General features: G+C 58.1%; 17 protein-coding genes. 6 read left to right on the top strand and 11 right to left on the bottom strand.

The window, feature by feature from the left end:
• Positions 1 to 214: 214 nt before the first annotated feature.
• Positions 215 to 2,641 (bottom strand): glucose/quinate/shikimate family membrane-bound PQQ-dependent dehydrogenase, encoded by a 2,427-nt coding sequence (locus QRN20_RS17090; RefSeq protein WP_285360833.1) that lies wholly within the window; start codon positions 2,639 to 2,641, stop codon positions 215 to 217.
• Positions 2,642 to 2,767: 126 nt separating this feature from the next.
• Positions 2,768 to 4,129 (bottom strand): carbohydrate porin, encoded by a 1,362-nt coding sequence (locus tag QRN20_RS17085; protein ID WP_162876864.1) that lies wholly within the window; start codon positions 4,127 to 4,129, stop codon positions 2,768 to 2,770.
• Between the two features lie 314 nt (positions 4,130 to 4,443).
• On the opposite strand from QRN20_RS17085, the gene QRN20_RS17080 reads away from it, so the two are divergent.
• Entirely contained in the window at positions 4,444 to 4,671 is a 228-nt protein-coding gene (locus QRN20_RS17080) for a VF530 family protein (protein WP_004881832.1), read from the top strand.
• Between the two features lie 42 nt (positions 4,672 to 4,713).
• The gene (locus QRN20_RS17075) at positions 4,714 to 5,373 is read left to right on the top strand and encodes a Pr6Pr family membrane protein (RefSeq protein WP_043306246.1); all 660 of its coding nucleotides are present in this window, start codon (positions 4,714 to 4,716) and stop codon (positions 5,371 to 5,373) included.
• 51 nt (positions 5,374 to 5,424) lie between these two features.
• On the opposite strand, the gene QRN20_RS17070 is transcribed toward QRN20_RS17075, so the two are convergent.
• The 3 genes from QRN20_RS17070 to QRN20_RS17060 form a co-directional block, all read right to left on the bottom strand.
• Complete coding sequence (locus QRN20_RS17070; RefSeq protein WP_088234695.1) at positions 5,425 to 6,207, bottom strand: siderophore-interacting protein; 783 nt, start codon at positions 6,205 to 6,207, stop codon at positions 5,425 to 5,427.
• Positions 6,204 to 6,794: a PadR family transcriptional regulator gene (locus QRN20_RS17065; protein WP_088234696.1), complete on the bottom strand. Its 591-nt coding sequence runs from the start codon at positions 6,792 to 6,794 to the stop codon at positions 6,204 to 6,206. The genes QRN20_RS17070 and QRN20_RS17065 overlap by 4 nt, the downstream gene beginning before the upstream one ends.
• A gap of 80 nt (positions 6,795 to 6,874) precedes the next feature.
• Entirely contained in the window at positions 6,875 to 9,994 is a 3,120-nt protein-coding gene (locus QRN20_RS17060) for a transglycosylase domain-containing protein (protein WP_285360832.1), read from the bottom strand.
• 312 nt (positions 9,995 to 10,306) lie between these two features.
• On the opposite strand from QRN20_RS17060, the gene QRN20_RS17055 reads away from it, so the two are divergent.
• Positions 10,307 to 11,221, top strand: a complete 915-nt coding sequence (locus QRN20_RS17055) for a fibronectin type III domain-containing protein (RefSeq protein ID WP_285360831.1) — start codon at positions 10,307 to 10,309, stop codon at positions 11,219 to 11,221.
• Between the two features lie 51 nt (positions 11,222 to 11,272).
• On the opposite strand, the gene QRN20_RS17050 is transcribed toward QRN20_RS17055, so the two are convergent.
• The 6 genes from QRN20_RS17050 to QRN20_RS17025 all read right to left on the bottom strand — a co-directional run bounded on the left by QRN20_RS17050 (position 11,273) and on the right by QRN20_RS17025 (position 17,063).
• Positions 11,273 to 11,953: a hypothetical protein gene (locus tag QRN20_RS17050; protein ID WP_122499806.1), complete on the bottom strand. Its 681-nt coding sequence runs from the start codon at positions 11,951 to 11,953 to the stop codon at positions 11,273 to 11,275.
• A gap of 186 nt (positions 11,954 to 12,139) precedes the next feature.
• Positions 12,140 to 12,820, bottom strand: a complete 681-nt coding sequence (locus QRN20_RS17045; RefSeq protein WP_122499808.1) for a hypothetical protein — start codon at positions 12,818 to 12,820, stop codon at positions 12,140 to 12,142.
• A 119-nt stretch (positions 12,821 to 12,939) separates the two neighbouring features.
• Positions 12,940 to 13,551, bottom strand: a complete 612-nt coding sequence (locus QRN20_RS17040) for a hypothetical protein (protein ID WP_240996176.1) — start codon at positions 13,549 to 13,551, stop codon at positions 12,940 to 12,942.
• A 233-nt stretch (positions 13,552 to 13,784) separates the two neighbouring features.
• Complete coding sequence (locus QRN20_RS17035) at positions 13,785 to 14,915, bottom strand: OpgC domain-containing protein (RefSeq protein ID WP_122517363.1); 1,131 nt, start codon at positions 14,913 to 14,915, stop codon at positions 13,785 to 13,787.
• A 152-nt stretch (positions 14,916 to 15,067) separates the two neighbouring features.
• On the bottom strand, positions 15,068 to 16,684 hold the full coding sequence (locus QRN20_RS17030; protein ID WP_122413865.1) for an FMN-binding glutamate synthase family protein: 1,617 nt from the start codon (positions 16,682 to 16,684) through the stop codon (positions 15,068 to 15,070).
• A 223-nt stretch (positions 16,685 to 16,907) separates the two neighbouring features.
• Positions 16,908 to 17,063 (bottom strand): hypothetical protein, encoded by a 156-nt coding sequence (locus tag QRN20_RS17025; RefSeq protein ID WP_162863622.1) that lies wholly within the window; start codon positions 17,061 to 17,063, stop codon positions 16,908 to 16,910.
• A 256-nt stretch (positions 17,064 to 17,319) separates the two neighbouring features.
• Here QRN20_RS17025 and QRN20_RS17020 point away from each other — a divergent pair, with 256 nt between their 5' ends.
• The 3 genes from QRN20_RS17020 to QRN20_RS17010 all read left to right on the top strand — a co-directional run bounded on the left by QRN20_RS17020 (position 17,320) and on the right by QRN20_RS17010 (position 19,252).
• Complete coding sequence (locus QRN20_RS17020; protein WP_004881843.1) at positions 17,320 to 17,601, top strand: type B 50S ribosomal protein L31; 282 nt, start codon at positions 17,320 to 17,322, stop codon at positions 17,599 to 17,601.
• 152 nt (positions 17,602 to 17,753) lie between these two features.
• Complete coding sequence (ddlA, locus tag QRN20_RS17015; RefSeq protein ID WP_122499812.1) at positions 17,754 to 18,845, top strand: D-alanine--D-alanine ligase; 1,092 nt, start codon at positions 17,754 to 17,756, stop codon at positions 18,843 to 18,845.
• Entirely contained in the window at positions 18,842 to 19,252 is a 411-nt protein-coding gene (locus tag QRN20_RS17010) for an NUDIX hydrolase (protein WP_058431768.1), read from the top strand. The genes ddlA and QRN20_RS17010 overlap by 4 nt, the downstream gene beginning before the upstream one ends.
• Positions 19,253 to 19,256 lie beyond the last annotated feature (4 nt).

The raw sequence follows: 19,256 nt of genomic DNA, 5'->3' as shown, positions 1-19,256 counted from the left end.
CGCTGGAGCTTGGACACACATCTGCGCCACATTCCAGAGCGGACGCGGAGCGTCCTGGTAGGCATTCCCACGCAGAGCGTAGGAACGATCATCATCGTATTCCTCCAGGAGGACTTGTGTATAACGCCAAGCGCGGAGCATGGGAGCGATCATCGAGGCCACAAAAAAGGCGGCTATCTCTCGATAGCCGCCTTTCGTTTACCTCAGCAGAACATCACTTCGGCAGTTTGAACGCCATTACGTAGTCACCCTGCTTGGTGCCCAGCGAGCCGTGACCGCCAGCCACGACCAGCACGTATTGCTGACCGTCCTTGCCGGTGTAGGTCATTGGCGTGGTCTGAGCGCCTGCAGGCAGGCGGCCTTCCCACAGTTGCTTGCCGTTACGAACGTCGTAGGCACGCAGGTACTGGTCGAGCGTACCGCTCAGGAACGCCAGGCCGCTGGCGGTGGTGAACGTACCACCCAGGCTTGGAACGCCCATGGTCAGCGGGATCGGAACTGGCGAGCTGTCACGCACGGTGCCGTTCTTGTGCATCCAGATGGTCTTGTGGGTGGTCAGATCGACCGCAGCCACGTAGCCCCATGCCGGTGCCTGACAAGGCAGGCCCATTGGCGACAGCAGTGCTTCCAGGATCACGCCATACGGGGCGCCCTTGTTTGGCTGTACGCCTTCGGTTTCGCTCTTGCGACCTGGACCGCCTTCCACTTCAGCCGACGGCACCAGCTTGGAGCGGAACGCCATGTAACTCGGGTTCACGAACGCAATCTGGCGAACCGGGTCGATGGAGATACCGCCCCAGTCGAACACACCGAAGTTGCCTGGATAAACAATCGAGCCCTGCAGCGATGGCGGAGTGAACGGGCCGTCGTAACGCAGGGACTTGAAGTCGATCCGGCACAGCATCTGGTCGAACGGGGTCACGCCCCACATGTCACGCTCTTTCAACGGAGGCGGCATGAAGTTCAGGTCAGACTTGGGCTGGGTCGGCGAGGTGTGATCGCCTTCGACCGCGCCTTGTGGAACGGGCACTTCATTGATCGGCACGATCGGCTGACCATTGCTGCGGTCCAGCACGTAGATGCTGCCCTGCTTGGTCGAAGCCAGTACAGCCGGTTTCACGCCGTCAGCGGTTTTCATGTCCATGAGGGTCGGCTGACCGCCCACGTCCATGTCCCACAGGTCGTGGTGAGTGAACTGGTAATCCCAACGCACTTTGCCGGTGGCGATGTCCAGTGCAACCAGGCCCGCGCTGTACTTCTCGGACTCAGGCGTACGGTCGCCGCCCCACTGGTCAGGCGTCTGGTTGCCCATCGGCAGGTAGATCATGCCCAGCTTTTCATCGACGCTGAACATGGACCACATGTTCGGCGAGTTGCGGGTGTAGACCTGACCTTCAGCGATAGGCGCTGTGGCTTCAGGATTGCCGCTGTCCCAGTTCCAGACCAGACGACCGGTGTATACGTCGTACGCACGGATCACGCCGGACGGCTCATCCATCGAGACGTTATCGGTGACGTGGCCACCGATAATCACCAGGTCCTTGGTCACGGCCGGAGGCGAGGTGGAATAGTAACCACCTGGCGCGAAGGTGCCCATGTTGGCCGTCAGATCGACCGAGCCCTTGTTGCCGAAGTCTTCGCACATCTTGCCGGTGTCGGCATTCAGGGCGATCAGACGGGTGTCGGCAGTCGGCAGGAAAATCCGGCGCGGGCAGGAAGCGCTGGCAGTCGACGCGTCAGTCGCAGCAGGGGCTGCCGGGCTTTGAGCCGGAGCGCCAGCAGCGGCGTAGGCTGCGTCATCGTGATACGTGACGCCACGGCAGGTCATGTGCGCCCAGCCTTTGAAGTTCTCGGCGTTCTGGGTGCTGATCTTCGGATCGAAGCGCCAGATTTCCTTGCCCGAATCCGGGTCAAGTGCGATCACCTGGCTGTGCGGCGTGCACACGTACAGCATGCCGTTGACCTTGAGCGGGGTGTTCTCGGCGGTCGTCTCGCCCGGATCGTTAGGACCTGGGATGTCGCCGGTGCGATACGTCCACGCCGGCTCCAGCTTGCTCACGTTCTCTGGCGTGATCTGCGCCAGCGGAGAGTAGCGGTCACCAAAGGCGGTACGGCCATAGGACTGCCAGTCACCGTCAGGCATCGCCGGTGCGGTGTTGGTCGTGCCCGCAGTCTCGCGATCCAGCTGACCTTCGATGCGGCCAGGATTAGTGAACTGGCTGGCCAGCGCGGTCAGACCGGCAAGCACCACGGCGATGCTCAACGCACCGGTGCCCATGCGGGCCGGGCCATTACGCAGCAGCGGACGGCGGAACCATGGCAGCAGCAGTACCAGACCCAGCGCGAACCACAACGCCAGACGCGGCACCAGTTGCCACCAGTCCAGACCGATTTCCCACAGAGACCAGACCGTGCTGGCGAACAGCAGCAACGCGTACAGACCCAGCGCAGCGCTGCGCCCGGTCATCAACAGCACGCCGGTTACCGCAAAGCCGATACCGGCCAGCAGGTAATACAGCGAGCCGTCCAGTTGCAGCAACCTGATGCCACCGACCACCAAGACCAGCCCCATCAACAGAATCACCAGCCCGAGCAGTGTCGGTAACAGACGATTTCTACCCGAAGCACCATCAGTGCTCATAATGCGAATCTCCGCGAGAATTGAATGATTGACCCCTGGCGCTGCAACCTCTGCAAAACCCTGGACCACTCTTGAAACCGAACTAACTGTTGAGACGATTTACCGACGGTTGAATTCAACCGTTGGTCAGAACGAGAGTTGCACTTTCAATCCAGCCACCAGCGCGTCGTCGACTTCGTCCAGCCCACCCGGATGACGCACGTATTGCAGGTTCGGGCGCACGGTCAACCAGTCGGCCACATGCACGCCGTAATACAGCTCGGCGTTGTATTCCGTGTCCTGCAAAGGCGTGAAGGATGGGTCGTTGTAGTCGTAGACCGCTGCTGCCTGATTTCGTGCATCAGCGTTTTTCCGGTACGCCGGATTGACGTGAATGCGTGACAGACCCAGGCCGATATCGTCCTGGATACGGGCATCGAACGGGCCTTTGTAGACCATGCCGACCGAAACATAGTTATCCACCATGTTGGTTTTCTTGTCGTGCAGCGTGCCGTTGGCGAACAGCGTCAAGCCGCGACTGGCATCACTGTCCTGAGCGGTGACCTGCTGGCGCAGATTGAGCCACACGCCGTGTTTGCTCGAGGCACCACGATACGCCGTCCCGGTGAGGGCAGCGGGCTGACCGTCGGTGTTCTTGTAGACATCTTCGCTATCAGCGGTGCTGTAGTAATAACCGGCGCGGTATTCACCCGGCAGGCCATCGACGCTGGGCGACCAGACCAACTCCACCGGCAACACCGCACCTTCGGTGCCACTGCCGCTGAGTTTGAAGGCGTTGTCGTTTTCCAGGTTGGACGGGTTCTGTTCGAACGCTCCGACCTGCACGAAGACTTCAGGCGTGAGCTGGTACTTGATGCGCATCGCCCATTGGCTGATCGGCCAGTTGTACCAAGTGTTGACGTAATTGCCGACCTGCGAGCCGCACAGCGACAGGTTCTGAAAGTCGCAGGGAATGCTGTTGAAATCCTCACCTTCGTTGAAGCGGCCGAGCTTGATGCTCAAGGCCTGGTCGAAGAATTTCTGCTGATACCACATCTGCGTCAGTCGGGTAACGCTGCCGCGTCCCCAGACTTCCTGCGAGGAAGAGATCGTTCCGGTGCGGGGGTCGCCGATCCGGTCGTTGCTGATATTGTCGCCGTTGCGGTTGTTCAGGGTCAGCTGAAACTCGGCGTCATGCCAGCCGAGGATTTTCTGCAGGTCCAGATGAGCGCCGACGGCGATCTGGTCGCTGTAGCGGGTCGCTTTGTCGTGGTTGTAACCGCCGTGCAGATTGGCGCCGGTCTCGCTGGTGTAATCGAGTTTGAAATCGATCCCACGCGTCGAGAGATCGGTGCGCTTGCCGCCCCAGTCACCCAGCATCCAGGGCGAGTCGGGAGACAGGGCGGGCGCGGCATGGACTGTGCCTGCCAGGCCGAGCAGTGTCAGGCCGCACAGACTGACAGCACGTTGAACCGTGGCGAAGCGGTAATGCTTTGATGAATTGGGCATGAAAAGGGGCATTCTTTTTTGGTTTTTTTCAGGAACGACAAGGCTCTCCGTGACCGTCTGGGCGGTCATCGGTGAAACTCCGGATGCAGAGAATCGGTTCAGCTATGAAGGCGACAATGATAGGACGCTAACGAGTTTACGAAAAGGGCTTTCCTTGACATGGATCATTGCAGGTTTGGTAACAGTGCTTTAAAGGACTATCTTTAACGGGGGATTCAGCCCTGACGCACACTTGAGCCTTTCCGATGTCCGATGGCTCGGCTAAGGTGCGCACCTTCCTGTATTGCGCCCACTCACGGGCTTCAAGGTTTGACATGACGACACCCAATACCGACCCGCTGCATGGCGTCACGCTGGAGCAGATTCTCACCGCCCTGGTCGAGCACTACGAGTGGTCGGGTCTGGCCGAACGCATCGACATTCGCTGCTTCAAGAGCGACCCGAGCATCAAGTCCAGCCTGACGTTTCTGCGCAAGACGCCGTGGGCGCGGGAAAAGGTGGAAGGGCTGTACAAGAAGCTGCACCGCAGTAAAGGCTGGTAATCAACGCATGGCAGGGAGGCTGATATCCAAGGAAGCACACCGATGCACAGTCACCACCTGCCTCGTTCCCAACGGCAGCGTTACATCCTCCTGCTGGCCGCCTGTCTGGGCTGGTCGGGGCTTGCGATTCAGCTGTATCTGATTCTGATCGGCCGCTGGATGGATCACGCCAGCTTGCTGGGAGGACTGGTCCGGTTTTTCAGCTTCTTTACCGTGCTCACCAATACGCTGGTGGCGGTCGCGCTGAGCTGTGCGCTCAGCCAGCGACAGTCGGCGGGGCACAGGTTCTTTCGCGATCCTGTGGTGTGCAGCGGCATCGCGGTGAGCATCGCCGTGGTCGGCATTGCCTACAACATCCTGTTGCGCCATTTATGGCACCCGCAAGGCTGGCAGTTCATCGCCGACGAATTGCTGCATGACGTGATGCCGCTGACCTTTCTGGCGTACTGGTGGCTGTGCGTGCCCAAGGGGCTGTTGCGCCTGAAGCATGTGTTGTTATGGGCGCTGTACCCGATTGTGTACTTCGCCTACATCCTGCTGCGCGGCGATGTGATCGGCGATTACATGTACCCGTTCATCGATATCGGCACGATCGGTTTCACCAAAGCCTTCATCAACGCGCTGGGTGTGTTGCTGGGGTTCGTGGTGATCGCGTTGATACTGGTGGGTATGGATCGCTGGGCGTCGCGTCGTCAGAAATGAAGAGGACCGCTGCTTAGTCTGGCGCAGCCAAGCGCGCCAGACCATTTCGATTTACGTGTCTTCGCCGTCCAGCTTCCAGTAACCGGCGGCCTTGACGAACGCTTCGTCGAGCCCGAACTCCTCCAGCAATACCCGACGCAGCTTGCGCGACAGGCCGGATTCCGTGGCCACCCAGGCGTAGAGCCTGCCTTCGGGCATTTCCAGACGACGCGTCACATCGATCAGGTTCTGTTCGCCGCGCACAATCCAGATCACATCGACCTGGGCCGCGCTCCGGAATACCTGCTGTTCCTGTTCGTTCGCCACCTCGACCACCACCAGCGCAGCGCGGTTGGCCGGCAGCGACTCCAGACGACGGGCGATGGCCGGAATGGCGGTTTCATCGCCGATCAACAGGTAACTGTCGAACATGTCCGGCACCACCATCGAACCCTTGGGGCCGGCAATGTGCAGGAACTGTCCCGGTTCAGCCTGCGCTGCCCAGGTGGCGGCCGGGCCTTCGCCATGCAGCACGAAATCGATATCGAGTTCGCCCGTGGCTTCGTCATAGCGACGCGGCGTGTAGTCACGCATCGGTGGGCGTGGCGCGTCCTTGTCGCTGCCAGGCGTCAGGGTTTCCAGCGCCTCCTGCTCCTGGGGCGTGCGTGGAAAGAACAGTTTGACGTGGTCGTCGGTGCCCAGGCTGATGAAGCCGCTCAGCTCCGGGCCTTGCAAGGTGATGCGGCGCATCAGCGGCGTCAGTTGAGTCACGCGCAGCACTTTTAGCTTGCGACGTTTGATTTCATGCATGACGCGGTGGATCGATTGTTCCTGGGTCGTGTGGTCTGAAGTCATTGCGACGGCTCCGAGGCTGATTGCGGCCCATCGACGATGGCCTTGGCGGTGTTGTTGAGCAGGTCGCGGACCCGAATGATTTCTTCCGGGCTCCAGCGGCCGTCGTGCATGTGCATGGCGTGGCGCAGGTTGTGCACCGCTTCGTGGATTTCCGGCGGTCGGTCGTGGCCCCGCAGCGAGCGCTTGCTGACCTCGATGCGGGTGCGTACGCCGTCCAGTGCAACGGTCTGTTCCAGCAGGGACGTGCGACCGGCCTCGGTCACGGTGTACAGCTTTTTGCCCGCCTGAGCGTCGCCGGTGACCAGTTCGCTTTCTTCCAGAAAGGTCAGGGTCGGATAGATCACGCCGGGGCTTGGGCAGTAGGCGCCATCGAACAGACCTTCGATCTTGCGGATCAGGTCATAGCCGTGGGCGGGCTGCTCGGCGATCAGCGCCAGCAGCAGTAATTTCAGATCGCCCGGGGCAAACACACGCGGGCCGCGTCCACCGCGTTCACGGCCGGGACGTTTTTCAAAACCGTCTCGGTCTTCACGAGCGTGTGGGGGGCGAGGGTGGGGGTGATGAGCGTCATCACGCATGGTCTTCATCTCTCTGTCTGTACAAGTTAGATATACCTTAAGATATATCTAAATGGTTCTGCAAAAGTGGATGACGAACGGTAACGGACTCACGTCCCTGTGATTTCTCCGGTAGACGGCGAGCTGCACATCGCCTTTCCGTGATCTTCCAGATATGGCGTCAATATCGGCGCCATGCCCTTGAGGACTTGCACTGGCAGTGCCGAGGTGAAGCGAAAGCCTTCGGCAGCACGGCCTGGAACGAAAGCCGTCAGCGTGCCGAAATGGTTGTCGCCGATGTAGAACACGAACGTCGCCGTGCGGTTGACGGCCCGCGAGCTGAGGATGCGTCCGCCTGCGCCGATGCTCTCTATCCGGTTATCCCCGGTGCCGGTCTTGCCACCCATCGCCAGCACGCTGCCATCCTGCATTTTGAACGTGCCCTGCACGCGTTTCGCCGTACCGCCGTCCACCACCTGGGACAGCGCCTCGCGCATGGCTGCGGCGACTTCGGATGGCAACACCCGTTCGCCCAGTTCCGGGTTGATGGTCAGTTCGGTTTCGTAAGGCGTGTCGGCGGCAAAATGCAGGCTGTCGATGCGTACCGCGGGCAGGCGGATGCCATCGTTCTGGATGATGCCGATCAACTCGGCGAGTGCGGCCGGACGATCGCCGGAGCTGCCGATGGCGGTTGCCAGCGAAGGCACCAGATGGTCGAACGGATAACCCACACGCTGCCACCGCTGCTCGATGTCCAGAAACGCCTCGACCTCCATCATCGTGCGGATGCGGCTGTCGCGCGCACCCTTGTGCCGACTCTTGAACAACCAGCCATAGACTTCCTGGCGCTCGAAACGGCTGGCGGCCACGGCGTCCTTGAACTGGGCGTCGGGATGCTTGAGCAGATAGCCCACCAGCCACAGGTCCAGCGGATGTACCCGCGCGACGTAGCCTTGATCGGGCAGGTCATAGGCGCCGGGGCCGTAACTGTCATACAGATCCGCCAGACGTTTTTCGGTCAGTTTCGACGTCGCTCTCGTGTCTTCAAGGTGCGCACGAACGAAGGCATTGAAGGTCGTGCGGTCGGCGCCAGGCAGCAGGTAACGATGCACGGCAGCCAGGCGAATGGCGGTGGGATGAATGCCATCCAGAAAGGTGTCGAGGCGTTCCTGCGTGGTCTTGTCCTTGTAGCGTTTCCAGAAGCGCAGCAGGAACACAGTGCCTTCACGGTCGGCGAACTGGCTCAGGTATTCCTGACGACGCGGGTTGTCGTCGTCCTTGAGCAACGCCGCGCTATTGCTGGGCGCTTGATAGGTGCTGTAGCGCACCACGTCGCGCATCAGGCGAATGAACGGCAGGTTGATCGACTCGCGCAGCGATTCGCGCAAGGTCGGGATGCGTCCGTCGTCTTCATGTCTGAAGTTGTTGAAGCGATGCATACCGCCGCCGGTGAAGAAGGCTTCTCCGGGGCTGGCCGAGTACGTACGGTCCAGCGCCGCCGCGAGCATCTTCGACAGGTCGCGGTCCTTGTTCTGCAGCAGATAATCCACTGACCAGCGCGTGAGGCGATCCGGTTCTTCAATCGGGACTTTTCGCAGCTGCGCAACGCTCATGTCGGCGTAGCGCCCATGCAACTCGGCAATGATTTCCAGATAGGTCGTCAGCACCCGCATCTTGGCGGTCGAGCCCAGCTCCAGCTTGCTGCCCTCGTTGATGTCGAAGGGCTGGTCGGTGCTGTCGGTCTGCACCCTGACCCGCGAGCCATCGGCGCCGCGCTCGAAAAGGGTAAAGCTGTAGCGCACCTGCGCGGTGCTGGCCGGCGACAACAGCCGCTCGCCCATCAGCCCCATGCTGCGGGCGAACTCCGGGTCGGCCAGATCACGCAGGTACTGGCTGACCTGAGTCTGCAACTGGCCGTGCAGGGTGCTGGTGGCCGACAGGTCGAGACGGTCCAGGTCGTAAAGGGGCCGATTCAGCAGGTTCGACAGACGGGTACGCGCAACGCTGATGCCCTTGTTGGTTTCGATCGGTTGAATCGTAGGCTGCTGCACCCAGTCGCGATAAGTGACCGTCGCCGCCAGCGCTGCGTCGGCGAGGGGTTGATCGATGACGTTGGCCTGCGCCAGCAAGCGAATGTGGCTGTCGGTAAGCTCTGCCAGTTCAAGTCGACCCTTGGCCAGATAGTGAGAAGGGCGGCGCTGGGCAATCACCAGTGACAGCACCTCGCGCAGGGCCAGCGCCTTCTCGGCCAGGCCTTTGCTGTCGGCAGGACTGGACGCGAGAATTTCGTTGGTTCTGGCAAAGTCCGCACCGAACCAGACCCGCAGCCCCTCGGCCAGACCGTGTACCTCGCCATGCCCGGGCACGGCCGACAACGGCACGCTGTTGAGGTAATCCCGAACCACATGCTGGCGCGCCTCCAGCGTCTGCGCGCCCGGCTGGTAGGCCCGGACACTGGCAGAGATCATCTGCCGGATCTTCTCCGAGCCCGATTGCGTCAGTCCGTCCGGCGAGTGACGGTACTTTTCCAACTGCGTGGCCAGCGTACTGCCGCCTGCCGACTGGCCGGGCAGTGACAGCATTCTCGCGATCTGCGACCACGCCGCCTTGGCAAAGCGCGGCCAGTCCACTGCCGGGTTGGCCAGCGGCTGCTGCGGGTCGAGCAGGTCGCGGTTTTCGATGAACAGCAGGCTGTGCACCACCACTGGCGGAATGTCGGCGAAGGCTGGGTAAAACTGCTGTGGATAGCGGAACTCATACAGTGGCGCGCCCCGACAGTCGGTGATCGACAGCCCCGCCTGAATCTTTTCCTGATAGGGCACAAAGAAACCGCGCTGGCTGTAACGCATCAACTCGGGTGAAAAGCGCACCTGTCGGGTGATCACGTAATCGCGCTTCAGCAGACGCGGCAGGAAGTCGTCCAGCGAGGAATATCCCAGACGTTTGTCGAAAGGCCCGTCACCCGGGTACACAACATCCGTGCTCGGTCCAGGCTGCACCGAGTAACTGAGGTTGGCGGCAAAACGGCTGAACTCCCGGGCCTGAAGCCTGGAACTGCGGCTCTCGACCGCCACCGCTGCACCCAGCGCTACACCTCCCAATGCCACGACCACCCAGAACACCCGCCATCCGTAACGTTTACGAGGGGGATGCTTCGGCGCGCGTGGGTCATCCTGACGGTCAGCGGAAATCACATCTTGCCTGCTATCGGAATGCCTGAATACGCCCATAGTCGATGGCCCGTCACCCTGTTAACGCACCTGAGACAAGCTTAGACGCTGGGCGGGATTGCAGGAGAAATTGTCAGGAGGAATTTAGAGGGCGTTGCAGGCGTTAAGGGGTAGTCAGCCAGATTCGAGCCAGTGGAAACCAGGAAAGGCCGATCTGCGGTATATATATAAAATTTGCGAGTTATTAATGTGTAGGATGTTTCCGTAAAGTTGTTTTTGGTATTGATCTTCAGCGACTCAACTGATTACGTCCAGGCAGTCAGTGGCAATGATGCCTGACATAAATTAACGGATTGAAGTTGAGGATTTAAGATGGATAACAATAAAAGCGCTACAGGCCGCTTGCTCTTGTCTGGACTGTTTCTGGCGATGTCCTGCCATGCATTTGCACAGGGCGAAAGCGATGTTGCAGGTGTTGTGCCGGATGCTCAACAGGAAACATCGACGCTGCGTGCGGAAACTCCAGGCGTGGTCGTGCTCTCCGACAAGATTCACGAGATTACCCAGACACTGGAGAGTACTTCGGCGGTCCATCAGTACAGCTTTACTGCGATTCGCGGTCAGAATGTTTTGTTGGCAACGCCCGGCAGTCAATACGACAAACTCTGGAAAGTTGAATATCAAGTTGATGGCGGCGAGTGGAAGCGTAAGCCCTATGCAGGCGCTTATAAGATATCTGGCTTGAACCCCGGTTCTCAGGTCAACGTCCGCGTCTCCGCCGTTGATGGGGCCAATTTTGAGAGCACTAAGTACAGAATCGTGTTCGGATCGTTTCCTCACATGAATTACGACCTGCTCAACGAGAAAGGCATTTTGCCGATTTCGGCTTTTCAGCCGTACCTAGAAGGATTTCTTGCGACTCAGGCGTTCAAAGAGGCGACGCTGGAGGCAACTTTTACGGACAGTAAGGCGTATCCGTTGGAGGGTGGCCAGCTAAAATTTTCACTGACTACGGGCACTAAAGAAGAGATTCATGAAATCTTTACATCCGATAAAGAAGGGAAGATATCACGGCTGATTGAATTCAACCGTTGTGAAGGAGGTTGGCCAGCAAACGATATTTATGAATTCACCGACAAGACCAGATTTACATGGAGTACGCTTTACGGGAAGGGGGATTACAGCGCTAGCAATATTTTAACGGGTCGTCTGGAAGACAAAGTTTACACGTTTAAGCTAGGGCATTTGTGTAAGCGCTGGCTAACCAATTTGCATGCAAGGCCGTAAATTTTAAAAAGGGCGCTCCGCTTGGCTGCAGAGCGTCTTTTTTTGGAACTCCTACGCGTAGGTATCGATCAGGGAGTCCCGGTTTTTCTCGTCATGCTCCTTTACTTGCTTCATCCATCCTTCAGTCATGTCGATTGGGTCTGAAATCACCTTCCCAAGGTCGATAATATCCTGAAAATTTAAAAGGGTGAGGTTCGTTTTCCCTGAAAAGTTTTTGGGGTCGTGGTCAACAAGGCTCATGATAAGCTTCGCACCTTGTCTGACCGAGCTTTTGAAGTCGACGTCGGAGTTGATGGCTCTGGTCAACCATTTCAAGTCGTCATCGCTCAGACTTTTTCCGGAGTCCAGTATTTTGATCTCCGCGTCGTCGCCAAGAGTGAAGCTGAAGTTTTTCTCTGCCAGGTCAGGCCGCGCATCTAAAATATGTTCTTTGAAGTAGCAAAAAAATGAATATTGGTTGCTGAGTTCAATGCTAGCCTCCATGCTCGCAAAAGTTAAATACTGCTCTTTCGTCATCTCGCGCATTTCGTTTTTTACGGTGTCATCGCTATATCTGACGAGCCTTCCTTTCCAAGGTTCTTCCTCCCTCGTGTAAAACTCTTTTGCAAAAGCTTCTTTCTTTTGCTGATCCGTCATTACGTCGGATGGCACCTGTTCGGTCGTCTGAGGTGCACGGTCAGGCGCTAGCATGTAAGGTTTCATGGTCATTGGAGTGGCGCTGTTGATATTCATGTCTCGCTCCTTGTTGAATGGATGACGCTTCCTTGATAACGGCAGTGAATTAAAAACCTTGGCCTGATAACCCTGTAGGACATTTCCGAGAGTGCGCTGTGGTGTGACCGTTTTCTCAAGTTAAGCGTGCTATCTATCAATGGTTGCTCTACGAGCTTCTCGCTTGCGGAGAGCGTTTTGGAGCTCCTACGCGTAGGTATCGATCAGGGAGTCCCGGTTTTTCTCGTCATGCTCCTTTACTTGCTTCATCCATCCTTCTGTCATGTCGATTGGGTCTGAGAGTACCTTCCCGAGGTCGACAATATCCTGAAAGTTTAAGAGGGTAAGGTTGGTTTTCCCCGAAAAATTTTTGGGGTCGTGGTCAATGAGGCTCATGATAAGCTTCGCACCTTGTCTGACCGAGCTTTTGAAGTCGACGTCGGAGTTGATGGCTCTGGTCAACCACTTCAAGTCGTCATCGCTTAGACTTTTTCCGGAGTCCAGTATTTTGATCTCCGCGTCGTCGCCAAGAGTGAAGCTGAAGCTTTTCTCTGCCAAATCGGGCCGTGTATCTGAAACCTGCGCTTTAAAGAGATTAAAAAATGCGTATTGGTTGCCTAGTTCATTACAAACCTCCAGTTCTGTAAAAATTAAATATCGATCTTTCGTCATCTCGCGCATTTCATTTTTCACGGTGTCATCGCTATATCTGAAGAACTTCCCCTTCCATGGCTCTTCCTCCCTCGTGTAAAACTCTTTTGCAAAAGCTTCTTTCTTTTGCTGATCCGTCAGTACGTCGGATGGTGCCGGTTCGTTCGCCTGAGGTACACGGTCAGGCGCTGGCATGTAAGGTTTCAATGGCATTACAATAGCGCTGTTGATATTCATGTCTCGCTCCTTGTTGAATGGATGACGCTTCCTTGATAACGGCAGTCAGGGTAAACCTTGGTCTGATAACGCTGTAGGGCATTTCCGAAACGATGTTTCGTAGTGAAGCCTTTCTCAATTCAAACGTGAACATCCACCTGCGCGCCCTCCACGACCTCGCGTTTAGGGGCATTACGTTCGATCTGGTAGATGATGGTGTCCATGAAATTGCCGATGGTATTGCGGCTGAATACCTGGCCGTAATCGATAACCTTGCTGAAGCCTTCAAGATTGAGTGTGTGCTCAGTGCCGAATTTTTCCGGGTAATGGTCCAGCAGCGTCATGATGCTCTTGGCATTGTTGACCAGCGCATCCTTGAGCGGCTGACGCTTGTTAAGCTCCTCGGTAAGGTAAGTATGCTCGGCGGGCGTCAATACACCGTCCGGGTCGGTTACCTTGATGTGTTCATCGAAGCCGAGCGTGAAACCGTAGTGTTTTTTGGTAAGCTCCGGGTTGAGGTAGGAAAGCTGCTGCTTGAAGTCGTGAAAGTCGTCGAACATTCTGCAGACGGATTCTTGAAACCTCCCGATTTCCTCCTTCAGAAATTCTTGTCGGCTAACTTCGAAAAATTCACTGGAAATATGCGTGAGGTAGTTGTCCATATCGCCTTGGGCTTGTTCGGTCAGCCAAGGCGCTTTTTCGTAATGGTAAAACTCCTCATTCGGATCGCGGACAGCTTTGAATGGCAGCATCAGATTTTCTGGGGGAATCGACAGGGCGACGATATCCCTACTGATATTTCCTACCTCCCTATTCTGGAACGGTCTTTCAGACGTTAGTGTGCTTACATAGCTTGTCACGGTATTGATATTCAAGGCATTGCCCTCCCGTTGAGTTCATACCGGATAACGGCCATGTCCAGAAAAACTTGGCCTGATAAAGCAGTAGGAAACTTCCGAAAGGGCTGTTGAGTGTGAGGCTGTTCTCAGGTGGGCAACAGGCGGGGCGCTTTGTCGAAGCGTTTGTTGAGTTCGAGTCCGTTGGCCATGAGCATCATCAGTCCCAACCCGATCACTGCGGTGGTCACTTGCATCGGCCAGGTGTCACCCGCCAGGGCATTGGCCATGTCGGCCAAAGGTGCCAACAGTACGCCCAGGCAGAAGACTTCCAGTGAGTAGCGGCCCATGCGGCAGGTCTGGCGGGCGGGCCAGTTATCGAGCCAGGTACTGGTGGTGGGCAGCAGGCGGGCAACCACGTAGACCAGCGCCAGGAAGTGCAGCAGGCGAACCGGTGCGAGGTCGGTCTTGCTGATGGGGTAGAAGGCTTCCACTTGTAGCGTCGACACCAGTACTGTGTGCAGGCCCGGCCATTTTTCGCTGAAAGTCAGTGCGCCTGCGATCAGCACATAAACGGCAGATACGATGAATAACGGTTGCCTATGCAACGGGCGGCGTTCTTTGGCGACGTACGTTTCAGCCCGCAGCGCGCAGGCGCCCCCGAGCACGAACAGCAACTGCCAAGCGACCGGATTGAAGTACCAGACACCGCCGCCTTCGTAAGCGCGCAGATTCCAGCCAAATAGCGGCACCATCATGTACAGCGCAATCGACAGCCCCACCGCCAGTTCCAGCTTGCGCAGCATCAAAGGCAGGATCAGCGGCAAGGCAAGCAGCAGTACGATGTAGAGCGGCAGCGGGTCGGTCAGGTTGGGTTTGAAGCGCAGCAGGAGTTCGTCGGCCAATGCCTGTTGCGGATTGCCGACGAAATATTCGAGGCCCATTTGCTGCACCATGTCGCGGGTTTCGACGTGGTTGTTGGCGACGAACACGATGCCCATCAGCAGGGTCAGCAGAAAGATGTGCACCACATACAGCACCCAGGTGCGCCGCAGGATCCGCACGCCTGCAACCAGCAGCCCTTCGCGCCGTGCAATGCGCCCGTAGGCCAGAATGGCCGCATAGCCCGCCAGAAACACAAAGATCTCCGCCGCATCACTGAAGCCGAAATTGCGCACGGTCAGTTGGGCCAGAGGGTTGTCCGGCACGTGATCCCAGAAGATGAAGATCAGGGCCAGGCCTCGAAAGAAGTCGATTCGATGATCGCGTCCGTTAGTCATAACGGTGGACTCTTGAAAGTTGCTAATAAGATGAGCCGCACAGGGCTGAGGTTCCGCGCCGCCAGTCTGTCTCTCTCGGCGGCGCGGCAGGGTGGCGTTAAATCATGCCAATTGCAAAATCAGGCTATTACAGAATGTCTCCAGATGCAGTCCTACGCCACTTCATCGGCCGGTTCGAAACTGTCGGCGCGGGCCATCCGCCACATCCTTGAATAGAAGCTGTCGTCTTGCACGCCGTTCAGCAACTGCCCCGGTTGCAGGAAGACGTGGGTTTGCGAGAACAGTTTGATTTCTGTGGCTGACATGCGTCGTACCAGATGTTTGGCTTCCAGTTGCGAAGGGTTATCCAGGCCTGCCGCCGCAAGCATTTCAGCCAGCCCCTTGAGGGTGTTGCGATGGAAGTTGTACACCCGCTCGGCCTTGTCCGGCACCACCAGCGCCCGCTGACGTAGCGCGTCCTGAGTCGCAACGCCGGTCGGGCATTTGTTGGTGTGACAACTTTGTGACTGGATGCAACCGATGGCGAACATGAAGCCGCGTGCGGAGTTCGCCCAGTCGGCGCCAATTGCCAGCACGCTGGCAATGTCGAAAGCACTGACGATCTTGCCGCTGGCACCCAGACGAATCTGGCTGCGCAGGTTCAGGCCAACCAGCGTGTTATGCACGAACAGCAGTGCCTCACGCATCGGTGTGCCCATGTGATCGGTGAATTCGACTGGCGCGGCACCGGTCCCGCCCTCGGTACCGTCGACGACGATGAAGTCCGGGTAGATTCCGGTGTCGAGCATGGCCTTGGCGATGCCCATGAATTCCCATGGATGACCCAGACAGAACTTGAAGCCGACCGGCTTGCCGCCCGACAACTCACGCAACTGTGCAATGAACTGCATCAGCTCGAAAGGCGTGGAGAACGCGCTGTGTCGGGACGGCGAAATGCAGTCCTCGCCCATGGGTATGCCGCGGGTATCTGCAATCTCCTGAGTCACTTTATGTTTGGGCAGGATGCCGCCATGACCGGGTTTCGCGCCCTGGCTCATCTTGATTTCGATCATGCGCACCTGCGGATTGGTAGCCTGTGCCGCGAACTTCTCGGGGTCGAAGCGGCCATCCGCCGTGCGACAACCGAAATAGCCGCTGCCCAGTTCCCAGGTCAGGTCGCCGCCGTGTTCGCGGTGATAAGGACTGATGCTGCCTTCGCCGGTGTCGTGGGCGAAGTTGCCCAGCCTGGCGCCTTTGTTCAGGGCACGGATGGCGTTGGCGCTGAGCGAGCCGAAGCTCATGGCCGAGATATTGAAGATCGATGCCGAATAGGGCTGCGAGCACTGCGGGCCGCCGATCAGTACACGAAAGCTGTTGGGGTCGCTCAACGGAGCAGGGCGCATGGAGTGGCCGATGAATTCGAAACCGGTCTGATACACATCGATCAGCGTGCCGAAGGGCTTGTCTGCCGATTCGTTCTTGGCGCGCGAGTACACCAGCGAGCGCTGGGCCCGCGAGAAGGGCAGGGCGTCGCTGTCGGACTCGAGCAGGTACTGGCGGATTTCGGGGCGTATTGCTTCAACGGCGTAGCGGATGTTGCCCAGGATCGGGTAATTGCGACGAACCGAGTGCCGTGACTGCAGCAGGTCGATGATGCCCACGACGCTCAGGACGGCGGTCAGCAGCGTGAACGGCCACAGCCACTCGTGGTGCCAGAGCGGCAGGCTGAACAGTGTGAAAAGTACGCATCCGACGAAAACGGCATAACGACTGAGTAGCGAGAGGCTCATACGACATCCTTGGACTAATGGCGGTTTTCTACGCTGGGCGCTCCGTCTTCGCCTGCCTGTGACGACTTGCAGGAATGCGGGGCTGCCGGAGTGTCTGCGCCCCCGGCCTGCTCGCACGAGCGGGTCGACAGGAAGCGCCCTTGGAATGTAGCGGATTGCCGCTATCGGTGTGAGCAGTAAATGACGTGCCGGTGATGGCTTTTGCCTGTGCCGCAGCGTTCGTTCAGCTTTCCAGCACGCGGGGTTTGAGATGTCGCAGACGTGCGGTCGCGGCATACACCTCTTCACGACCTTCAAGGCTGGTCCAGCGCAGGTGCTGGATGAGGGCCTGTTCGTTCAGGTCGAGCGCCACGAAACCTAGTTCATCTGCCTTGTGCATGAAGCGGTCGTGGGTCCGGTGGAGTGCTGGCCCTGATCACTTCCTGCAAGGCGTTCTGCAGCATCGAGACGTAACCACCAGCATCGCAGGGTTGCACAGGACTTCATTCCTGTTGACGTACCCAGCGAGCAATCGCAGTGAAACACGGGCCTCGATCAAGCCCGCCGATGCAGTCAATCGACAGGAATCATTATCATCTGGAAATATCGTTATGTTACTGTATAACGCTTAAATCACCTGCTGCCTGGAGGCATCCATGAAACCCGATATCCATCCCGCATACCGTACCGTGCTGTTCCACGACACTGCAGCCGACGCCTACTTTCTGATCGGTTCCACCGTCGATACAGAGCGCACGCAGCAGCACACCGACGGCAATACGTACCCCTACGTCGCTCTCGACGTGTCCAGTGCATCGCACCCGATGTACACCGGCCAGCAACGCAAGACCACCAGCGAAGGCCGGATCGCAGGCTTCAACAAGCGTTTTGCCACCTTTGGTTCTGGCAGCAAGAAAGACGCTTCGGCAGGTCAATGATCCATCACCCGTCCCGGTCAGGGGCCATCCGCACAGGATTGCCCTCGACCGGGATTTTTTTTGCCGGGAATGTGGGTTGCGACCACTCGTCCTCTGGACTATTGGCGGGAATTGCTTTTATCTTCGCGGCCTGAAAAACAGGAGTACCCGCTTTGAAAAAGTCAGTGGCCATCATTTTCGGTGGGCAATCCAGCGAGCACGAAGTTTCGTTGCAGTCCGCGCGCAACGTGATCAACGCAATTGATCGTGAAAGCTATGAGCTGACCCTGATCGGCGTCGACAAACTGGGCAACTGGTTGCGGTTCGACGAAGGTGATTACCTGCTCAACGCGGGCGACCCGGCAAAGATCAGCCTGAGCACTGCGGGCAAGCGTCTGGCACTTCTGCCGGGCAGCACTGACGGGCAGTTCGTCGAGGTTGAGTCCGGTGAGCAACTGTCGCGTATCGACGTGGTGTTTCCGCTGATTCATGGCGCCTTTGGCGAAGATGGTTCGCTGCAAGGCCTGCTGCGCCTGTTGGCGATTCCGTTTGTAGGCCCTGACGTGCTCGGCTCGGCTGCCTGCATGGACAAGGACGTGACCAAGCGTCTGCTGCGCGATGCAGGGATTGCCGTCGCGCCATTCGTGGTTCTGACCCGCGGTCAGACGGTTCAGTTTGCTGAGGTAGCCGGTCAGTTGGGTCTGCCGATGTTCGTCAAACCGGCCAGCCAGGGCTCCTCGGTCGGTGTCAGCAAGGTCATGGACCAAGCTGGTTTCGAGGCCGCGCTGGCGCTGGGTTTCCAGTTCGATCACAAACTGTTGATCGAGCAGGGCATCGTGGGTCGTGAAGTGGAATGTGCGGTGCTGGGCAACCGCGACCCGCAGGTCAGCGTGTGCGGTGAAGTGGTCGCCAACGACGAGTTCTACGCCTACGACACCAAATACCTCAACGGCGATCAGGCACGCATCGCGATTCCGGCCGAGCTGACGGTCGATCTGAGCGACGAGGTGCGCAATGTCGCGCTGACCGCTTACAAGGTGCTTGGTTGCGCGGGGCTGTCTCGGGTCGATTTCTTCGTTACCGAAGCGCGCGACATCATCATCAACGAGGTCAACACCATCCCCGGTTTCACCTCCATCAGCATGTACCCCAAGTTGTGGCAGGCCAGCGGTCTTTCCTACGCCGGGCTGATCGATCACCTGATCACGCTGGCCCTGGAACGCGCCGACGAGTCGCGACTGCTAAAGACGGATATTTTTGCATGAAGATCATTACTATCGCGGCAGCGTTGCTGATCGCTCCGGATGGCAAGACCCTGCTGGTGCGCAAGCGCGGCACCCAGGCGTTCATGCAGCCGGGCGGCAAGATCGAGCCAGGCGAAGCCGCAGCCGTGGCATTGGCCAGAGAACTGGAGGAAGAGCTGGGGCTGATCATTGATCCGCAACAGGCCGCGTTCCTCGGCGAGTTCACCGCGCCTGCCGCCAATGAGCCTGGCTTTGAGGTTCATTGCCATTTGTTCGAGGTGATGACCGATGCGCAGGCCGTACCTGCTGCCGAGATCGAGGAAGTGATCTGGGTCGGCACGCAGACTGACGTGGAGCTGCATCTGGCGCCGCTGACCCGCGACCTGATTCTGCCGCTCTACAGGCAGCGGCAGGCCCAGGTCGTCTGAGTTG

This window comes from Pseudomonas sp. fls2-241-TYG-175 (assembly GCF_030209155.1).
Taxonomy (GTDB): Bacteria; Pseudomonadota; Gammaproteobacteria; order Pseudomonadales; family Pseudomonadaceae; genus Aquipseudomonas; species Aquipseudomonas viridiflava.
The sequence above is the reverse complement of the archived record's forward strand: the minus strand, read 5'-3'. Positions and strand labels throughout refer to the sequence as shown.

Bases quoted from the DNA above. Each gene is read 5' to 3' on its own strand.
- QRN20_RS17090 (WP_285360833.1), bottom strand. From the start codon at position 2,641: ATGAGCACTGATGGTGCTTCGGGTAGAAATCGTCTGTTACCGACACTG.
- QRN20_RS17085 (WP_162876864.1), bottom strand. From the start codon at position 4,129: ATGCCCAATTCATCAAAGCATTACCGCTTCGCCACGGTTCAACGTGCT.
- QRN20_RS17080 (WP_004881832.1), top strand. From the start codon at position 4,444: ATGACGACACCCAATACCGACCCGCTGCATGGCGTCACGCTGGAGCAG.
- QRN20_RS17075 (WP_043306246.1), top strand. From the start codon at position 4,714: ATGCACAGTCACCACCTGCCTCGTTCCCAACGGCAGCGTTACATCCTC.
- QRN20_RS17070 (WP_088234695.1), bottom strand. From the start codon at position 6,207: ATGACTTCAGACCACACGACCCAGGAACAATCGATCCACCGCGTCATG.
- QRN20_RS17065 (WP_088234696.1), bottom strand. From the start codon at position 6,794: ATGAAGACCATGCGTGATGACGCTCATCACCCCCACCCTCGCCCCCCA.
- QRN20_RS17060 (WP_285360832.1), bottom strand. From the start codon at position 9,994: ATGGGCGTATTCAGGCATTCCGATAGCAGGCAAGATGTGATTTCCGCT.
- QRN20_RS17055 (WP_285360831.1), top strand. From the start codon at position 10,307: ATGGATAACAATAAAAGCGCTACAGGCCGCTTGCTCTTGTCTGGACTG.
- QRN20_RS17050 (WP_122499806.1), bottom strand. From the start codon at position 11,953: ATGAATATCAACAGCGCCACTCCAATGACCATGAAACCTTACATGCTA.
- QRN20_RS17045 (WP_122499808.1), bottom strand. From the start codon at position 12,820: ATGAATATCAACAGCGCTATTGTAATGCCATTGAAACCTTACATGCCA.
- QRN20_RS17040 (WP_240996176.1), bottom strand. From the start codon at position 13,551: ATGCTGCCATTCAAAGCTGTCCGCGATCCGAATGAGGAGTTTTACCAT.
- QRN20_RS17035 (WP_122517363.1), bottom strand. From the start codon at position 14,915: ATGACTAACGGACGCGATCATCGAATCGACTTCTTTCGAGGCCTGGCC.
- QRN20_RS17030 (WP_122413865.1), bottom strand. From the start codon at position 16,684: ATGAGCCTCTCGCTACTCAGTCGTTATGCCGTTTTCGTCGGATGCGTA.
- QRN20_RS17025 (WP_162863622.1), bottom strand. From the start codon at position 17,063: ATGCACAAGGCAGATGAACTAGGTTTCGTGGCGCTCGACCTGAACGAA.
- QRN20_RS17020 (WP_004881843.1), top strand. From the start codon at position 17,320: ATGAAACCCGATATCCATCCCGCATACCGTACCGTGCTGTTCCACGAC.
- QRN20_RS17010 (WP_058431768.1), top strand. From the start codon at position 18,842: ATGAAGATCATTACTATCGCGGCAGCGTTGCTGATCGCTCCGGATGGC.